This is a genomic window from Mesorhizobium sp. WSM2240, from assembly GCF_040438645.1.
Lineage (GTDB): Bacteria > Pseudomonadota > Alphaproteobacteria > Rhizobiales > Rhizobiaceae > Allomesorhizobium.
In genome coordinates this window covers 163,725-178,097 of sequence record NZ_CP159253.1, presented here as the reverse complement: position 1 = coordinate 178,097, position 14,373 = coordinate 163,725, and the positions used below count along the sequence as shown (strand labels likewise).

Below are 14,373 nucleotides of genomic sequence, written 5' to 3'. Positions count from 1 at the left end.
CTTCCGCCGGTGCAACGCCTCAGAGTAGCTTTTGACCGCTGCTGGTCAACGAAGCGATGAGATCGCCAAACCGATCTCCCTGGACGGCGATGTGGCCCCGCAGCAGGTCACGGGCGGTTTCCGCTTCTCCGGCCAGGATTGCTTCGACAATGCGGGTATGCTCGCCGAAGGACACTTTCATCCGGTTCAGGACACGCAGTTGCAGACGGCGATACGGCCGCAGACGGCGGTGCAATGCCGCGCATTGGTCGGAAAGAAAGCCGCTGTGGCTGGCTCCATAAATGGCGTGGTGGAATATCTCATTGTCATAATAGTAGGCGTCGGTATCCCCGCTTCTTACCGACCGCTCGCATTCTGCATGAGCTGCAAGCAACTTCGCCCGATCCTCTTCCGTATAACGTCGGGCTGCGAGCGAGCCGGCCATTCCTTCCAGTTCGGCCATCACCTCGAACATCTCGTATATGCGGTTCGGGCCAGGATTGACCACCACCGCACCGCGACGCGGCCTTATCTCGACCAGACCGATCGCGCCCAATTGCATCAACGCTTCCCGGATAGGCGTGCGCGAAACCCCAAATCGGCTGGCGAGTTGCACCTCGTCAAGCCGCGATCCAGGCGCGAGAGTTCCAGTGACGATGCCGTTTTCGATCTCGTCGCGCAATTTGTGGAAGGTGCTGGCGGCCAATGGATGTCTCGCTATTATGCAGGAATAGTGTTTTTGTATACATCTGTATTGACTTTGCGCGCAAGATTGGCGTCAATCATCCCAATCGGCTGGAGGGCCGGAACAATAGGGAGGAAATAATGAAAATCTTTGCGAACCTTCTCAGGCTGGCGACGGCTCTCGCCGCCGGCTGCGTGATCGCGGGGGCCGCACAGGCCCAGACCGTGCTCAAGGCCTCGCATCAATTTCCCGGCGGCAAGGGCGACCCTCGCGACGAGATGGTGCAGATCATCGCCAAGGAGGTCGCGGCGGCCAATGTCGGGCTCGAAATCCAGGTCTATCCCGGCGCGTCGCTCTACAAGCCCAACGAACAGTGGAACGCGATGACGCGCGGCCTGCTCGCCATGTCATCATTCCCGCTCGACTACGCCTCCGGCCGTCACGCTGTGTTCTCGGCGACGCTCATGCCGGGCTTGGTCGGCAGCCTGGATCGCGCGGAGCGACTGAACGATTCCGAGTTCATGGCCGTGATCAAGAAGGAGATCGAGGAAGCCGGAGTGGTCGTCATCGCCGACGCCTGGCTGTCAGGCGCCTTTGCGTCGACCAAGGGGTGCATCACCTCACCGGATACGGTCAAGGGACAGGTCATCCGCGCGGCAGGCCCCGCCTTCGAGGAGATGCTCGCCGCTGCAGGCGCGTCGATCACCTCGATGCCCTCGTCGGAAATCTACACGGCGATGCAGACCGGCGTGCTCGACGCGACCAACACATCCTCGGCAAGCTTCGTCTCCTACAGGCTCCATGAGCAGGTCAAGTGTCTGACCGCCCCGGGCGAAAACGCGCTTTGGTTCATGTACGAGCCCATCCTCATGTCGAAGCAGGTCTATGATGGCCTGACGCAGGAGCAACAGCAGGCGATACTGGCGGCGGCGGAAAAGGCGGAAGCCTATTTCAACGAGGAGATCAAGAAGGGCGACCAGATCATGGTCGACACCTTCAAGAAGGCCGGCGTCGAGGTCGTCGAGATGTCCAAAGAGGATTACGACGCCTGGCTCGCGATCGCCAAGGAGTCGTCCTACAAGAACTTCGCCGAGAAGGTCGAAGGCGGCGAGGAACTGATCCAGAAGGCGCTCGCGGTGAAATGAACCCTTCCGGCGGCCGCCAGTCCGCTGACGCGCCGCCGTCAATCCCGAAAGCGGGTACGACGATGATCAAAAGCTACATCCGTACCGTGAGCAACGTCTCGCGGGCGTTGGGGGCACTTGCAACATTTCTCCTGGCGCTGGCGATGCTGGGCGTCTGCCAAATGATCTTCGTGCGCTACATATTGCGCGAGGCCACGATCTGGCAAACCGACTTCGTCGTCTATTCGGCAACCGCCGCGATCTTCGTCGGCGCGCCTTACGTGCTCCTGAAGAAAGGGCATGTGGGCGTCGACGTCATCGAGCATCTGGTCGGCGATGCGACACGCCTCATGCTGAGGCTGGCGGGATGCTGGCTCGGCCTGATTTTCTGCTCGGTCATGCTGGTCGCCGGCTGGATAAACTTTCACGAAGCGTGGGTGAACGAGTGGACGTCGCCGACCGTGTGGGCTCCTCCGCTCTGGATTCCGTACTCGGCGGTGCCAATAGGTTTCGCGATGCTGTGCCTGCAATATTTCGCCGAAATCCTAAGACTTCACACCGACGAGGGTGCAGCCGCGCTCGAACCCGATGCGGAGATTTCGGCATTTGCCGATCTCGAGCCGAGCGAAGGAAGACCATCATGAGCCCAACCACTGCCGGGCTGGTATTGATCGCCGGTCTTTTCGTTCTGCTTGGCACCGGCATGCCGATCGCCTTCGCGCTCGGCCTGGCGGCCGTTACCGCTCTGCTCCTCGATGGCGGCGTCGGCATGTTCTACGTGATGTCCGAGACGATGTATTCGGGCATCGCCAATCTCGCCTTCGTCGCGATCCCCATGTTCGTGCTGATGGGGGCTGCGGTGGCCTCGTCGCCGGCCGGCAGCGATCTCTATCTGGCGCTCGACCGCTGGCTGAATCGCATTCCAGGAGGACTGGTGCTTTCCAATATCGGCGCCTGCGCCATCTTCGCCGGCCTGACAGGCTCTTCGCCGGCGACCGCAGCAGCGATCGGCAAGATAGGCATTCCCGAGATGACGCAACGCGGCTATCCGTCCTCGGTCGCCGCGGGCTCGATCGCAGCCGGCGGCACGCTCGGCATTCTGATCCCGCCCTCGGTCACACTCATCGTCTATGGCATCTCGACTGAAACCTCGATCGGCCGACTTTTCATGGCGGGGGTAATTCCTGGCCTTATGCTGACGGCCATGTTCATGACCTGGGCGCTGATCGACTGCAAACGCAAAGGCTACGACTTCGCCAGCCGCGCGGTGCGCTACACGCTGGCGGAAAAATTGTCGAACCTGCCCCGCGTGCTGCCTTTCCTTCTGATCATTGCAGGCGTGCTTTACGTGCTCTACGGCGGCATTGCCACACCGTCCGAGGCGGCAGGCGCGGGCGCGTTCCTCACTGTTGTTGTTGTTGTCATCGCCTACAGGCTGTTCAGGTTCCGGCCCGTCTCCAATATTTTCACCACCGCCATGCGCGAAAGCGTGATGATCATGATGATCCTGGCGGCGGCCGAGCTGTTCGCCTTCGCGCTGTCGTCGCTGTTCATCACGCAGACGATAGCCGGCGCGATTACCGAGATGGAGGTCAACCGGTGGGTGCTGATGGCGACCATCAACGTGTTCCTGCTGGTGGCCGGCATGTTCCTGCCGCCGGTGGCGGTCATTGTCATGTCGGCGCCGCTGCTGTTCCCGATCATTGTGCAGGCGGGATTTGATCCCTACTGGTTCGCAATCGTGCTCACCATCAACATGGAGATCGGGCTGATCTCGCCGCCGATCGGGCTCAACCTGTTCGTCATCAACGCTATCGCGCCCGGTATACCGACCCGGGAGATTTTATGGGGGGCGCTGCCTTACGTGCTTGTGATGATACTCGCCATCGCCATTCTGTGCATCTTTCCCGGTATTGCTACCTGGCTGCCCAACCAGATGCTCGGAGCCGGGATATGAACACCTCATCCATATTCGGCGACATGCTGCAGACGATAGCCGAAAGAGGGCGCAGGCTTTTGTCCCTCGGCTGGCAACCCCTGCCGGCGGAGGGTGCCGGCGACCTTGAACGAGCCTGCCAGAACCTGCTTTCACGGCGAGGCGAAGCTTCCGGCATGGCGCTGGCAGACGACATACTGGAGCGCTGGCGGCGTTCCAACCAGGACGATCGCCGCGCGTTCATGGCAATGTTGCTCGAAAAATTCGGCCCCGACCCCGAACGTCTTGAGAGGGCGATCGAAGCCTATCGGGAGGAGCGCTCGCCTCAGACGCTGCGCGAATTGCATGCCGCCGCCGAGCCCCGGCGGCAGGAGTTGATCCGCCGGCTGAACCTTGCACCCAACGGCATTGCAACCCTGGTGCAGATGCGCGAGGCATTGCTGGACCAGATGGCCAGCAACCGCGATCTGGAAGCCGTGGACGCCGATTTCAGCCATCTGTTCGGATCGTGGTTCAACCGCGGCTTTTTGGTGCTGACGCCCATTGGCTGGTCCGCGCCGGCCAACGTCCTGGAAAAGATCATACGGTATGAGGCCGTGCACGAGATAGGCGACTGGAATGAGTTGCGCCGCCGGCTCGGCCCTGAAGACCGTCGCTGCTTCGCCTTCTTTCATCCGCAACTCGTCGACGAGCCTCTGATTTTCGTCGAAGTCGCACTTACAAAGTCGATTTCCGGCTCGATTTCGGAATTGCTCAACGAAGCGCGGGCGCCTATCCGGGCGGAGGACGCCACGACGGCCGTATTCTATTCGATCTCCAATTGCCAAGATGGCCTGCGCGGCATTTCCTTCGGCAATTTCCTGATCAAGCAGGTGGTGGAGGAATTGCGCCGCGACCTGCCAAAGCTGGAAACGTTCGCGACGCTGTCGCCGCTGCCAGGCTTTTCCCGCTGGCTGGCATCGGAGATGGATACGGCTTCGGGCGAATTGAGCGACGCCGACCGGAAATCACTGCAGTTGCTCGAGCATCCGGAATGGTCCAGCGATCCGAAAACACGGGCCGCGGTCGAAGCGTCGATCCTGCCAGCGGCGGCGCATTATCTCTTGCGCACTCGCAACCCTCGCGGCCTGCCGATCGACCCGGTCGCCCGCTTCCATCTCGGCAATGGCGCGCGGCTCGAACGCATTAACTTCCTCGCCGATCAGTCGCCGCGCGCCATGCGCCAGTCGCACGGGGTGATGGTCAACTACCTCTACAAGCTCGACGACATCGAGGCCAACCACGAGGCCTTCGTCGAACGCGGCGAAGTTGTTGCAGCCCCCGCCGTCAAACGGCTATTGCGCAATGAACGTGCACCGCGGCGGTCATTGCCTGCGCCGGAGGCGGAGACGGAGAAGCAAATCGAAGTAGCCGCGAAAACAGGGAGCTGACATCGTGAGCAACCATATGTTCGATGCGATCCGCACGGCGATCGCATCAACGAAGGCGCCCTTCATCGAAACGCCGGAGGGGCGAGTCTGGACCTATGGCGATATGCTCGATGTTTCAGGCCGCATTGCCGGCGTCCTGGCCGGATTGGGCGTGGAGCCGGGCGATCGCGTCGCGGTCCAGGTTGAAAAGAGCGTCGAAGCGCTGATGGTCTATCTCGCCTGCCTGCGCGCCGGGGCGGTCTATCTGCCGCTCAATATCGCCTACACGCTGGCTGAGCTCGACTATTTCATCGGAGACGCGGAACCACGCCTCGTCATTTGCGCGCCAGGCGCCGAAGCCGGCATAAGTGGGATCGCCAAAGCGCATGGCGGAAAAGTCGAAACGCTGGACGAGTTCGGCGGCGGCTCGGTGATGGAAAAGGCCGCCGTCACAGATGCGGAATTCGCGGATGTCGCGCGTGGTGCGGATGATCTCGCCGCGATCCTTTACACTTCCGGCACCACCGGGCGCTCAAAAGGCGCGATGCTGACGCACGACAATCTCCTGTCGAACGCCTTGACGCTAAGGAACTACTGGCGATTCACCGCTGACGACCGGCTGATCCACGCCTTGCCGATCTTCCATACGCACGGGCTGTTCGTTGCGACCAACACGATCCTGGCTGCCGGCGCGTCGATGCTGTTCCTGCCAAAATTCGATCCAGACCAGATATTGGCCCTGATGGGCCGGGCGACGACGATGATGGGCGTGCCGACCTTCTATGTCCGCCTGCTGCAGCATCCCGGTCTCACTCGCGAGGCGGCGGCCGGCGTGCGGCTTTTCATCTCTGGTTCCGCCCCGCTTCTGGCCGATACGCATCGCGCTTTTCGTGAGCGCACCGACCACGCCATCCTCGAACGCTACGGCATGACCGAGACCAATATGAACACGTCGAACCCCTATGACGGCGACCGGATCGCCGGCACGGTCGGTTTGCCGCTACCGGGCGTGCAGCTTCGGGTGGTCGATCCCGATACAGGCAGCGCCTTGCCACGAGGCGCCACCGGCATGATCGAGGTGAAGGGACCGAACGTATTCAAGGGCTATTGGCGTATGCCCGAAAAAACCCAGGCCGAGTTCCGCGACGACGGCTTCTTCATCACCGGCGACCTCGGTCAGATCGACGATCGCGGCTATGTCTCGATCGTCGGCCGCGGCAAGGATCTCGTGATTTCCGGCGGCTACAACATCTATCCGAAGGAAGTGGAGGTCGAGATCGATCAGCTTCCCGGAGTGGTGGAAAGCGCCGTCATCGGCGTACCGCACCCCGATTTCGGGGAAAGCGTGACCGCGATCGTCGTCAGGGAAAGCGAGGCGGCAATAGATGAGAAGGCGATTGTCGCCGCGCTTGACGGCCGGCTGGCCCGATACAAGCAGCCCAAGCGGGTGATCTTCGTCGATGAGCTGCCACGCAACACTATGGGCAAGGTCCAAAAGAAAGTGTTGCGGGACGAGTATGTGGGTCTCTACGCACCGGTCCTGCAACCCCAGGGCTAAGCATTCAAGGCGGTTCTGGCTTGAGGCGCCCGGCGATCCAGATTGTTACAGGCGTTACGCGCGCGCTTTGAACATGTCGAGTGAGACGAACCTGGCCTTGCATCGGTTCGGGTCAGCCCGGGGGCTGTTGTAGGGGCCAGCATGGTCTGTCGCGGACACCGATCCAGCCCTCGGCTCAACATCCCGTCCAGGGGCACAGCGAAGCCGACCGCTGTAGCCTTGTGGCGCGAACGAACAAAAAATCGGCGAGTATGTCACACCGGCAGGTCCTGCCTCGTCATGATGTCGGAACCAACAGAAAAGGAGCCAATCATGACCGCCAAACTCGATCCCTTCGCCGCCGCCCCTGCGCTGATGAAGAGCTGGATGGGGACGTCGCTCGCCATCCATTCGAGCCTGGAATCGAGCCTCGTCGGGCTCGTGGAGATCCGCGCCTCGCAGATCAACGGCTGCGCCAACTGCCTCAACATGCATACAGCGGCAGCGCGCGAGAAGGGAGAAACCGAACAGCGCCTCTACCTGCTGTCAGCCTGGCGCGAGGCGCCATGCTATACGGAGCGCGAACGCGCCGCGCTCGGCTGGACCGAGGCGCTGACTCGGCTCTCCGAGGGACACACGCACCAAAGTGCCTATGAAGCCCTGAGCCAAGAGTTTTCGGAAGAGGAGCAGGTGAAACTCACGCTGATGATCAACATCATCAACGGCTGGAACCGTCTCGCGGTCGGCTTCGGGCTGTTCGTCGATCCGGCGGCCGCGAAAGCGATTCAGGCCAAGGCCGCCGCCTGATGGCGGACGTCCCGAACGAGGACGCAGCGGCGGGTTTCGACCCGCTGCGTCCAAAGCTCGTTCGCGTCGCCTATCGCATGCTCGGCTCCGTGGCCGATGCCGAGGACATTGTCCAGGAAGCCTTCATCCGCTGGATGAGGACGGACCGCAGCGAGGTGCGCGAGCCGGAGGCTTTCCTGCGCCGTACGGTCACGCGCCTCTGCCTCGATCAGCTCAAATCGGCGCGACGCCAGCGCGAAACCTACGTCGGCCCCTGGCTTCCCGATCCCGTCGTAGAAGATGAAGAGGAGGAAGACGTAACCTTGCCGCTGATGCTTGCGCTGGAGCGCCTTTCTCCGCTCGAGCGGGCGGCCTTCCTGCTGCACGACGTGTTCGGGCTGGGATTCGAGGAAGTCGCGGCAACCATTCAGCGAGATCCGTCCGCCTGCCGGCAGCTCGCCAGCCGCGCGCGCAGCCATGTCCGGGAGGCGAGACCCCGGTTTCAGGTCGATAAACAACGTGGCATCGAGCTTGCGAAGGCGTTCTTCGACGCCTCCCGCAGCGGCGACATGAAGACGCTTGGTATGATGTTGGCGGCCGACGTCAGCGTTCATGCCGATGGCGGCGGCAAGCGTCCGGCAGCTGTGGAGCCTATAGTCGGTTTCCATGCCGTCATGAAGGTGCACGAAACTCTGGCAGCTCTTTTCCAGAAGAATGGCTCGACGCTTATTCGCGCCGGATTCGTCAATGGATTGCCCGGCTTCATCACGCTCGAGGCTGATGGTGAAATCCAGACGACCGCGCTTGAAATCGAGGACGGCAAGGTCGTAGCGATCTATGTGGTGCGGAACCCTGACAAGCTAAGGCATCTGCATTAGATTCCATCGCCAAAGGGGCGCGAATGGTTTTCCGATCTCCTGGTGCCGACCCTTGTTGGATGCGTTACCTCGCGTCTGCCGGTCCCAAACTCGAGATCCGACGGCGCTCTCCCATGGCGAGACAGGCACTGGCCGCCGACACGCCCTCCAGGAATCCGAGCATCCCGAACAAAAACGGAGATGAGGCGCTCGCACATGATGGCGTGCTCGGGCTGTTCTGAGCCGCATTCGCATCGGCTGGCGTCTTCGCCGTCGAGAGCGACTACCTGGTCGCCAGGAGGCGGGCCCGACGATAGGCGTCCGGGATCGAAAGCGCCCAGACGAACAGCCCGCCGGCATGTCGGCCGATGAACGTCTGGTCCGACGTCGTCGTCATGTAACTGATAACGGAAAACAGGACGACGAAGAAGGCGAAGGCGAGCCCGCGCGGCGCGTCGCGCACGGCGACGTGGCCGGCGCCTGGGAGCGCGATAGCCAAAGCAAGGACCAGGTAAGGATTGATCGGTTTGTGCATAGCCAATCTCAGGCCACTTCATAGGCGGCAGTTAGGGCTTCGCGCCCAGACAGCGTCTTACTCAAGGCAGCAGCCTCGGCGATAGCTTTGCTGACAAGATCGGGGGAGATCGCCGTAATGGGAAAGCGGATCTGGCGTAGCAACAGATGCGCTCCCCGCTCGCCTTGGGCAGCCTGACGGATGACCCTGGTGCCACGCGGCGAAATGACGGCTTCTTTCAAGGCTGGATCAGCAAAGAGACTGCGAAAAACCGCCACGACATTCTCGATCTGCAGGGCTGTGGCGCGACCGTCACCTCGCATCAACAGCGAGGCGCCGGTCTCTGGTGGCGTCAGCCATTCGGGCATGTCATGGACGAGCGAATAATATTCGGCGCCGGTCGGCCGGGCGAGCGCACCGATCGTCGGCCTGTTGCATTCGCCAACTTCGCTGAGCGTCACCCTTAGCCAGAGCTGGGGCAGCCGGCGTGTCACCATGGTGTCGGCGATGAGTTCGATCTTGGTCTGTCTACCGTCGCCAAGGCGGCCGACGAGGATCGGGAAATGGTCGGGAGCGAAGCTGATGCGGGCGTTGGACAAGAGCGACGCGGCCGCGTCGAGCATACCCCGGCGCCGGGCGAGCGCAGCGCGATGGTCACTGACTGCGCGTCTCCCCATCCAGGCACAGGACGCGGCAATAAAGATCGAAAGGGCAATGGTGGTGATCATGGAGATCGCCTTGAAGAGAAAGTGGCGGCACGGAGCGCCGCCACTTTTGGTTGGATCAGTAACCTTGCGGCTTGGGCCAAGGCATCGTGAACTGGTCGCCGCGACGAACGAACCGGTAGCGCCGGAAGTGGAACCAGAGCGACGCCACGATGTAAAAGCACATCATCGCGCTGAGCTGCGTGCCGTAGCCGAGGAACACAGCGAAGTAGGCGGTCGAACACAGGATCAGCAGCACGATCGTCGGCAGCGGATGGAACGGATGCACATAACCGCGCTTGATCGTGTTGAGCGGCCATTTGTTCCGGAACATCACCATGTTGAAGGTCATGAAGGTGTAGCCGAGCAGGCCCGACAGGATCGAGAACGTCACGACCTGGTCGAGCGGCGCACCCAGCGCGAAAATCAGCGCGATCGGAACCAGGAAGACAATAGCCCGGTAAGGCGTGCGATAGACCGGATGCACCGCACCGAACCAGCTCGGCAGGTAGCGGTCGCGCCCCATCGAGAACCAGGCGCGCGAGGCGTCGTTGATGCAGCCGTTGGCCGAGGCGAGCGTCGAAAAGATCGTGCCGACGAACAGAAGGACCATCAGCCCGGTGCTGCCGGTGACGCGGGCGGCGTCGAAGAGCGGCGTGCCGGCCTGGCCGAGATATTCCCAGGGCACGAGACCGGAGCAGACATACCAGGTCATGGTGGCCGCGATCAGCAGCGTTATGATGCCAGCCATCGTGCCGTAAGGCAGCGAACGCGCCGGCGAGCGAACTTCTTCGGCGGCCTGGCAGGTGCCCTCAATTCCGAGATAGTACCACAAGCCGAAGTGCAGTGCCGCGACAATGCCGAGCCAGCCGTAGGGCATGGCATCCGTCGTGATCGCCGAGAAGTCCAGCGGTACGGCCGACGCGCCGAACTGCACCGCTACGAACAGCGCGACGATCGCCAGGAAGGCGATTGCTGTGATAACCAGATTGAAGGTCAGCGTCGCCAGCACACCACGATAATTGAGCCATGCCAGAAACATAATGGCGAGGATGATGAATGGCTGCTGGTTTAGCCCGGAATGGCCCTGCATACCGGCAACCGTGTCGAGCAAGAAGCCGACGGTGATCGCGTTGGCCGCTTCAAGCATGGTGTAGGCCATGACGAGGAACAGACCTACATTGAAGGCCATCAATGGGCCTACGATGTGCTTGGCCTGGGCGTATTGGCCGCCGGCGGCGGCTACCGTCGAAGTCACTTCTGAATCGATCATGGCCACGCAGGTGTAAAGCAGACCGGCGACCCAGCAGGCGATGAGGCCGGCGATCATGCCGCCTTTGCCAACCGAGAAGTTCCAGCCCATATATTCACCGACCAGAACGATGCCGACGCCGAGCGCCCAGATATGGGCGGGACCGAGCACGCGCAGCAGCTGAAGCCGTTCCGGCTTGGCCGCACTTGAAATTGCATTTGCCATCGTCGTCCCCTCAGATCTCGTGGCGTTCTGCCGTCGCCTCGATCTCGCCTTCGCGAGAAGAGGTCAGCAGCTCGTTGTCGTAAGTGGTATCGATGCGAACCAGGTCGATGAGCATCAACACGCCGAACATTGCTGAGAGTGCCCAGGCGACGTATTCGAGGATGTTCCAGGTATCCATTGAGGCCTCCCCCTAGTGCTTCTTTCCGAAGCGTTCTTCTATGACTTCGCGATATTCCTTGTCGGAAAGCCGCACGACCATGACGAAATAGCCGATGACAAGCACAGCCATGACGATCAGCGCGGCCCAGCTGAAGCTGTAGTCGAAGCGGGCGGTGATGATGTCATTGGCGGCTGCTGGGTCGGTGATACCGAGGGCGGCCCACTGCTGCTGCTCGGCCGCGTTCTGGCCGAGTGCTTCCCAGGTCGGATTGGCGATCGGGTTCGGCACCTTGGCAGCACCGGCGAGGCCCAAATAGAGCGGGATGTATAGAGCGCCGACGGTCAGCACCAGCAAGGTCAGGACGTCAAAAATTTGGCCTGCGAGGTTCTGTTTCGGGGGGTTGTAAGCCATTGTGCGCTCCTCAGGCCCGGCGACGCCGCATCTCGTCGAGATGTTTGATGTCGAGACCATAAATGAAGTGTTTGTCTTCAACGTAGTGACGCAGCATGGCGACAATGGCCGCTGTGTTGAACGTCAGCACCAGGCCGCAGGCAATCAACAGGATGGCGCGGATGGCCGGGATGGAGATGTAGGACCAGACGCTGAACAGTGCGAACAACATGGTGCACCAGAGCACCGCCACGAAAATAACGAGGCCCGCCCGATCCCTCGCATGCATTCTGTCGATGCGCTGATCGAGAGTCGCGTCCGCGCGTTGCTGACTTAAAGTCGCTTCCATTTTTTCTCCTCCGGTTGGCCGTTTTCGGCTTCATTGTGACTTGCTTTTCCATGGGAAAATAAATTTCCCCTAAGGAATGTCAGGCAAAGTTAATTTCCTGTCAAGTGACGAGCGCGCGCACTTGTCGCATGACGACTTTCACCGTTGGCGCAATTCCATTGAATCGATTGCACTTTGTCGCGTTGACAAGCTGCCGGAAATTTTATGCGACCCGCCGACGGCTGGGAGAGTTTGGTGCCGGCATCTGGCATTCTTGCGCCGTCTAAGCAAAACCCAATCCCCGTCGCGCCGGACAGCACACCGTCCCAAGGGGGCTTTCGAGACAGTCGATGACTGCCCTACGACGATGAATGGCGGAACGTCGTCTCGAGAGCGCGAGGAAAAACCTTGGCATTGCCGAACCTGCGCTTATCGCTGGCTCGGTTGCGGGCCGCGCTTGCGCTCGCTGGCGTAGAGCGCGACAGCCATAGCGCGGTTGCGCACACCCAACTTGTCATAGAGATTCTTCAGGTGATATTTGACCGTGTTCTCCGAGATCCCGGTTCGCGCCGCGATCTGCAGGTTGGTCCAGCCGTCGGCCAAAACAGCGAGCAGTTCGCGCTCGCGCACAGTTAGCCGCGACAGCGGCGTCTCGTTGATCTTGGCGACATCGATGTATGGAATGCAGATGCGGCCATTGGAGACCGCAAGCAGCGTGTCGAGCAGGATACACGGATCGTCGAACTGATAGCAGAAGCCCTGAGCACCGAGCCGCACGCATTGCTTCAAAATGCCGATGTCGTGGTCATTGGAAAAGACGACCACCTGCGCGGTAAGCTGCCGACGCCGAAGTTCATCCAGCACGTCGTCGGCGTCCATGTCGGACAGTTTCCAGCCGACGATGGCCACGTCGAAGGCAGGCCGCATTTCCTCGACGGCCCGAATGAACGCCTCGCCACTCTGGACGCCCTCGGCGGATGCGAAGCGGTCGTCACGCTCGATCAGGTGGCGCAATGCCGAGATCACCAGGGGATTGCGTTCTGCAATCAGGACATTGATCTTCTTCTCTTGCGCCATCGGCTCGCCTTCGAAATCGGCATCGTGCCTTGACGCAATCCAAGTCCAGATCTTTCGGCCATGCCTGCTCCCCAGCGACAGGAATTAGTCGTAGATTTGGAATCGATCGACCAATTCGCGTGTTTCTTGGCGAACGCTGGCTTCGACGGCGGCGTTGCCCTCATCTCCATTGGCGGCAAGTCCGTCGATCACCCGCATTGCCATGCGGCCCACCTGACGAAACTCGTCGGCGAGGAAACCACGTGTCGTGCAGGCAGGCGTGCCGAGCCGCACGCCGGAAGTGACCATCGGCCCCTGAGGGTCGAACGGAATGCCGTTTTTGTTGCAGGTGATATGGGCGCGGCCGAGGGCCGCCTCTGCCGCCTTGCCTGTCAGATTCTTGCGGCGCAGGTCGACCAGTATCAGATGCGTGTCGGTGCCGCCCGAGACGATGTCGACGCCGCCATCCTGCAGCGTTTCGGCCAGTGCCTTGGCGTTGGACACGACGTTTGCGGCGTAGACCTTGAAATCAGGAGTCAGGGCCTCGCCGAAGGCGACTGCCTTGGCGGCGATGACGTGCATCAGCGGCCCACCCTGCAGGCCGGGAAACACCGCCGAGTTAATCTTCTTGCCGATCTCCTCATCATTGGACAACACCATGCCGCCACGCGGGCCGCGTAGCGTCTTGTGCGTGGTTGTCGTCACCACATGAGCATGTTCGAGCGGGTTGGGATGGACTCCCCCGGCGACCAGGCCGGCAAAGTGCGCCATGTCGACGAACAGCTTGGCGCCAACCTCGTCGGCGATCTCGCGAAACGCCTTGAAGTCAATAATGCGCGGATAGGCCGAGCCGCCGGCGAGAATCACCTTCGGCAGGTGCTTGCGCGCCAAGTCGCGCACCTCGTCAAGATCGATGCGATGGGTGTCGGGCCGAACCCCATAGGAGACGACATTGAACCACTTGCCGGACTGGTTGACCGGTGCACCGTGAGTGAGATGCCCGCCTGCAGCGAGATTGAGACCGAGGAAAGTGTCGCCTGGCTGCATCAGCGCCATAAACACGGACTGGTTGGCCTGGCTGCCGGAGTTGGGCTGAACGTTTGCAAAGGTGCAGCCGAACATCGCCTTGGCACGCTCGCGGGCCAAATCCTCGACCTCGTCGACGAACTGGCAGCCGCCATAGTAGCGGCGGCCCGGATAGCCTTCTGCATATTTGTTGGTCAGCACCGAACCTTGCGCATCGAGCACCGCCCTGGAGACAATGTTTTCGGAGGCGATCAGCTCGATTTCATCGCGCTGGCGATTGAGTTCGCGCTCCATCGCGTCGTTGACGGCAGGATCCGCCTTGGAGACACTGGTGCGGAAGAAATGGCGAATGCTGCCGGTGCCGGGTCGTGCTGGGATATTCATTTGTCTTCTCTCCCTTGCGGC

General features: G+C 61.3%; 16 protein-coding genes. 7 read left to right on the top strand and 9 right to left on the bottom strand.

Annotated features, from left to right (window positions below; translation table 11 throughout):
• Window positions 1–19: 19 nt before the first annotated feature.
• Window positions 20–685, bottom strand: a complete 666-nt coding sequence (locus tag ABVK50_RS00880; RefSeq protein ID WP_353643238.1) for a GntR family transcriptional regulator — start codon at window positions 683–685, stop codon at window positions 20–22.
• 119 nt (window positions 686–804) lie between these two features.
• On the opposite strand from ABVK50_RS00880, the gene dctP reads away from it, so the two are divergent.
• From dctP to ABVK50_RS00845, 7 genes are all read left to right on the top strand, one after another.
• Window positions 805–1,809 carry a TRAP transporter substrate-binding protein DctP gene (dctP, locus tag ABVK50_RS00875; protein WP_353643239.1) on the top strand — a complete coding sequence of 335 codons (1,005 nt, stop codon included), beginning with the start codon at window positions 805–807 and terminating at the stop codon, window positions 1,807–1,809.
• A gap of 62 nt (window positions 1,810–1,871) precedes the next feature.
• Complete coding sequence (locus tag ABVK50_RS00870; RefSeq protein ID WP_353646056.1) at window positions 1,872–2,432, top strand: TRAP transporter small permease; 561 nt, start codon at window positions 1,872–1,874, stop codon at window positions 2,430–2,432.
• Entirely contained in the window at window positions 2,429–3,745 is a 1,317-nt protein-coding gene (locus tag ABVK50_RS00865; RefSeq protein ID WP_353643240.1) for a TRAP transporter large permease, read from the top strand. The genes ABVK50_RS00870 and ABVK50_RS00865 overlap by 4 nt, the downstream gene beginning before the upstream one ends.
• The gene (locus tag ABVK50_RS00860; RefSeq protein WP_353643241.1) at window positions 3,742–5,154 is read left to right on the top strand and encodes a malonyl-CoA decarboxylase; all 1,413 of its coding nucleotides are present in this window, start codon (window positions 3,742–3,744) and stop codon (window positions 5,152–5,154) included. The genes ABVK50_RS00865 and ABVK50_RS00860 overlap by 4 nt, the downstream gene beginning before the upstream one ends.
• A 4-nt stretch (window positions 5,155–5,158) precedes the next feature.
• Window positions 5,159–6,691 carry a malonyl-CoA synthase gene (locus ABVK50_RS00855; protein WP_353643242.1) on the top strand — a complete coding sequence of 511 codons (1,533 nt, stop codon included), beginning with the start codon at window positions 5,159–5,161 and terminating at the stop codon, window positions 6,689–6,691.
• Window positions 6,692–7,003: 312 nt separating this feature from the next.
• Window positions 7,004–7,477, top strand: a complete 474-nt coding sequence (locus ABVK50_RS00850; RefSeq protein ID WP_353643243.1) for a carboxymuconolactone decarboxylase family protein — start codon at window positions 7,004–7,006, stop codon at window positions 7,475–7,477.
• Window positions 7,477–8,334, top strand: coding sequence for a sigma-70 family RNA polymerase sigma factor (locus tag ABVK50_RS00845; RefSeq protein WP_353643244.1), 858 nt, complete (start codon window positions 7,477–7,479; stop codon window positions 8,332–8,334). Before ABVK50_RS00850 ends, ABVK50_RS00845 begins: the two co-directional genes overlap by 1 nt.
• Before the next feature lie 262 nt (window positions 8,335–8,596).
• On the opposite strand, the gene ABVK50_RS00840 is transcribed toward ABVK50_RS00845, so the two are convergent.
• The 8 genes from ABVK50_RS00840 to glyA form a co-directional block, all read right to left on the bottom strand.
• A complete protein-coding gene (locus ABVK50_RS00840) occupies window positions 8,597–8,848 on the bottom strand; it encodes a hypothetical protein (RefSeq protein WP_353643245.1) in 252 nt (83 codons plus the stop codon).
• Between the two features lie 8 nt (window positions 8,849–8,856).
• Window positions 8,857–9,555, bottom strand: a complete 699-nt coding sequence (locus ABVK50_RS00835) for a hypothetical protein (protein ID WP_353643246.1) — start codon at window positions 9,553–9,555, stop codon at window positions 8,857–8,859.
• A gap of 55 nt (window positions 9,556–9,610) precedes the next feature.
• Entirely contained in the window at window positions 9,611–11,008 is a 1,398-nt protein-coding gene (locus tag ABVK50_RS00830; protein WP_353643247.1) for an amino acid permease, read from the bottom strand.
• Between the two features lie 10 nt (window positions 11,009–11,018).
• A complete protein-coding gene (locus ABVK50_RS00825) occupies window positions 11,019–11,186 on the bottom strand; it encodes a hypothetical protein (RefSeq protein ID WP_353643248.1) in 168 nt (55 codons plus the stop codon).
• A gap of 12 nt (window positions 11,187–11,198) precedes the next feature.
• Window positions 11,199–11,579: a hypothetical protein gene (locus tag ABVK50_RS00820; RefSeq protein WP_353643249.1), complete on the bottom strand. Its 381-nt coding sequence runs from the start codon at window positions 11,577–11,579 to the stop codon at window positions 11,199–11,201.
• Window positions 11,580–11,589: 10 nt separating this feature from the next.
• The gene (locus ABVK50_RS00815) at window positions 11,590–11,907 is read right to left on the bottom strand and encodes a hypothetical protein (RefSeq protein ID WP_353643250.1); all 318 of its coding nucleotides are present in this window, start codon (window positions 11,905–11,907) and stop codon (window positions 11,590–11,592) included.
• Window positions 11,908–12,315: 408 nt separating this feature from the next.
• Window positions 12,316–12,963 carry a response regulator transcription factor gene (locus ABVK50_RS00810; protein ID WP_353643251.1) on the bottom strand — a complete coding sequence of 216 codons (648 nt, stop codon included), beginning with the start codon at window positions 12,961–12,963 and terminating at the stop codon, window positions 12,316–12,318.
• 84 nt (window positions 12,964–13,047) lie between these two features.
• On the bottom strand, window positions 13,048–14,352 hold the full coding sequence (glyA, locus tag ABVK50_RS00805) for a serine hydroxymethyltransferase (protein WP_353643252.1): 1,305 nt from the start codon (window positions 14,350–14,352) through the stop codon (window positions 13,048–13,050).
• Window positions 14,353–14,373 lie beyond the last annotated feature (21 nt).

Bases quoted from the DNA above. Each gene is read 5' to 3' on its own strand.
- ABVK50_RS00830 (WP_353643247.1), bottom strand. From the start codon at position 11,008: ATGGCAAATGCAATTTCAAGTGCGGCCAAGCCGGAACGGCTTCAGCTG.
- ABVK50_RS00845 (WP_353643244.1), top strand. From the start codon at position 7,477: ATGGCGGACGTCCCGAACGAGGACGCAGCGGCGGGTTTCGACCCGCTG.
- ABVK50_RS00810 (WP_353643251.1), bottom strand. From the start codon at position 12,963: ATGGCGCAAGAGAAGAAGATCAATGTCCTGATTGCAGAACGCAATCCC.
- ABVK50_RS00815 (WP_353643250.1), bottom strand. From the start codon at position 11,907: ATGGAAGCGACTTTAAGTCAGCAACGCGCGGACGCGACTCTCGATCAG.
- glyA (WP_353643252.1), bottom strand. From the start codon at position 14,352: ATGAATATCCCAGCACGACCCGGCACCGGCAGCATTCGCCATTTCTTC.
- ABVK50_RS00825 (WP_353643248.1), bottom strand. From the start codon at position 11,186: ATGGATACCTGGAACATCCTCGAATACGTCGCCTGGGCACTCTCAGCA.
- ABVK50_RS00820 (WP_353643249.1), bottom strand. From the start codon at position 11,579: ATGGCTTACAACCCCCCGAAACAGAACCTCGCAGGCCAAATTTTTGAC.
- ABVK50_RS00840 (WP_353643245.1), bottom strand. From the start codon at position 8,848: ATGCACAAACCGATCAATCCTTACCTGGTCCTTGCTTTGGCTATCGCG.
- ABVK50_RS00835 (WP_353643246.1), bottom strand. From the start codon at position 9,555: ATGATCACCACCATTGCCCTTTCGATCTTTATTGCCGCGTCCTGTGCC.
- dctP (WP_353643239.1), top strand. From the start codon at position 805: ATGAAAATCTTTGCGAACCTTCTCAGGCTGGCGACGGCTCTCGCCGCC.
- ABVK50_RS00860 (WP_353643241.1), top strand. From the start codon at position 3,742: ATGAACACCTCATCCATATTCGGCGACATGCTGCAGACGATAGCCGAA.
- ABVK50_RS00870 (WP_353646056.1), top strand. From the start codon at position 1,872: ATGATCAAAAGCTACATCCGTACCGTGAGCAACGTCTCGCGGGCGTTG.
- ABVK50_RS00865 (WP_353643240.1), top strand. From the start codon at position 2,429: ATGAGCCCAACCACTGCCGGGCTGGTATTGATCGCCGGTCTTTTCGTT.
- ABVK50_RS00850 (WP_353643243.1), top strand. From the start codon at position 7,004: ATGACCGCCAAACTCGATCCCTTCGCCGCCGCCCCTGCGCTGATGAAG.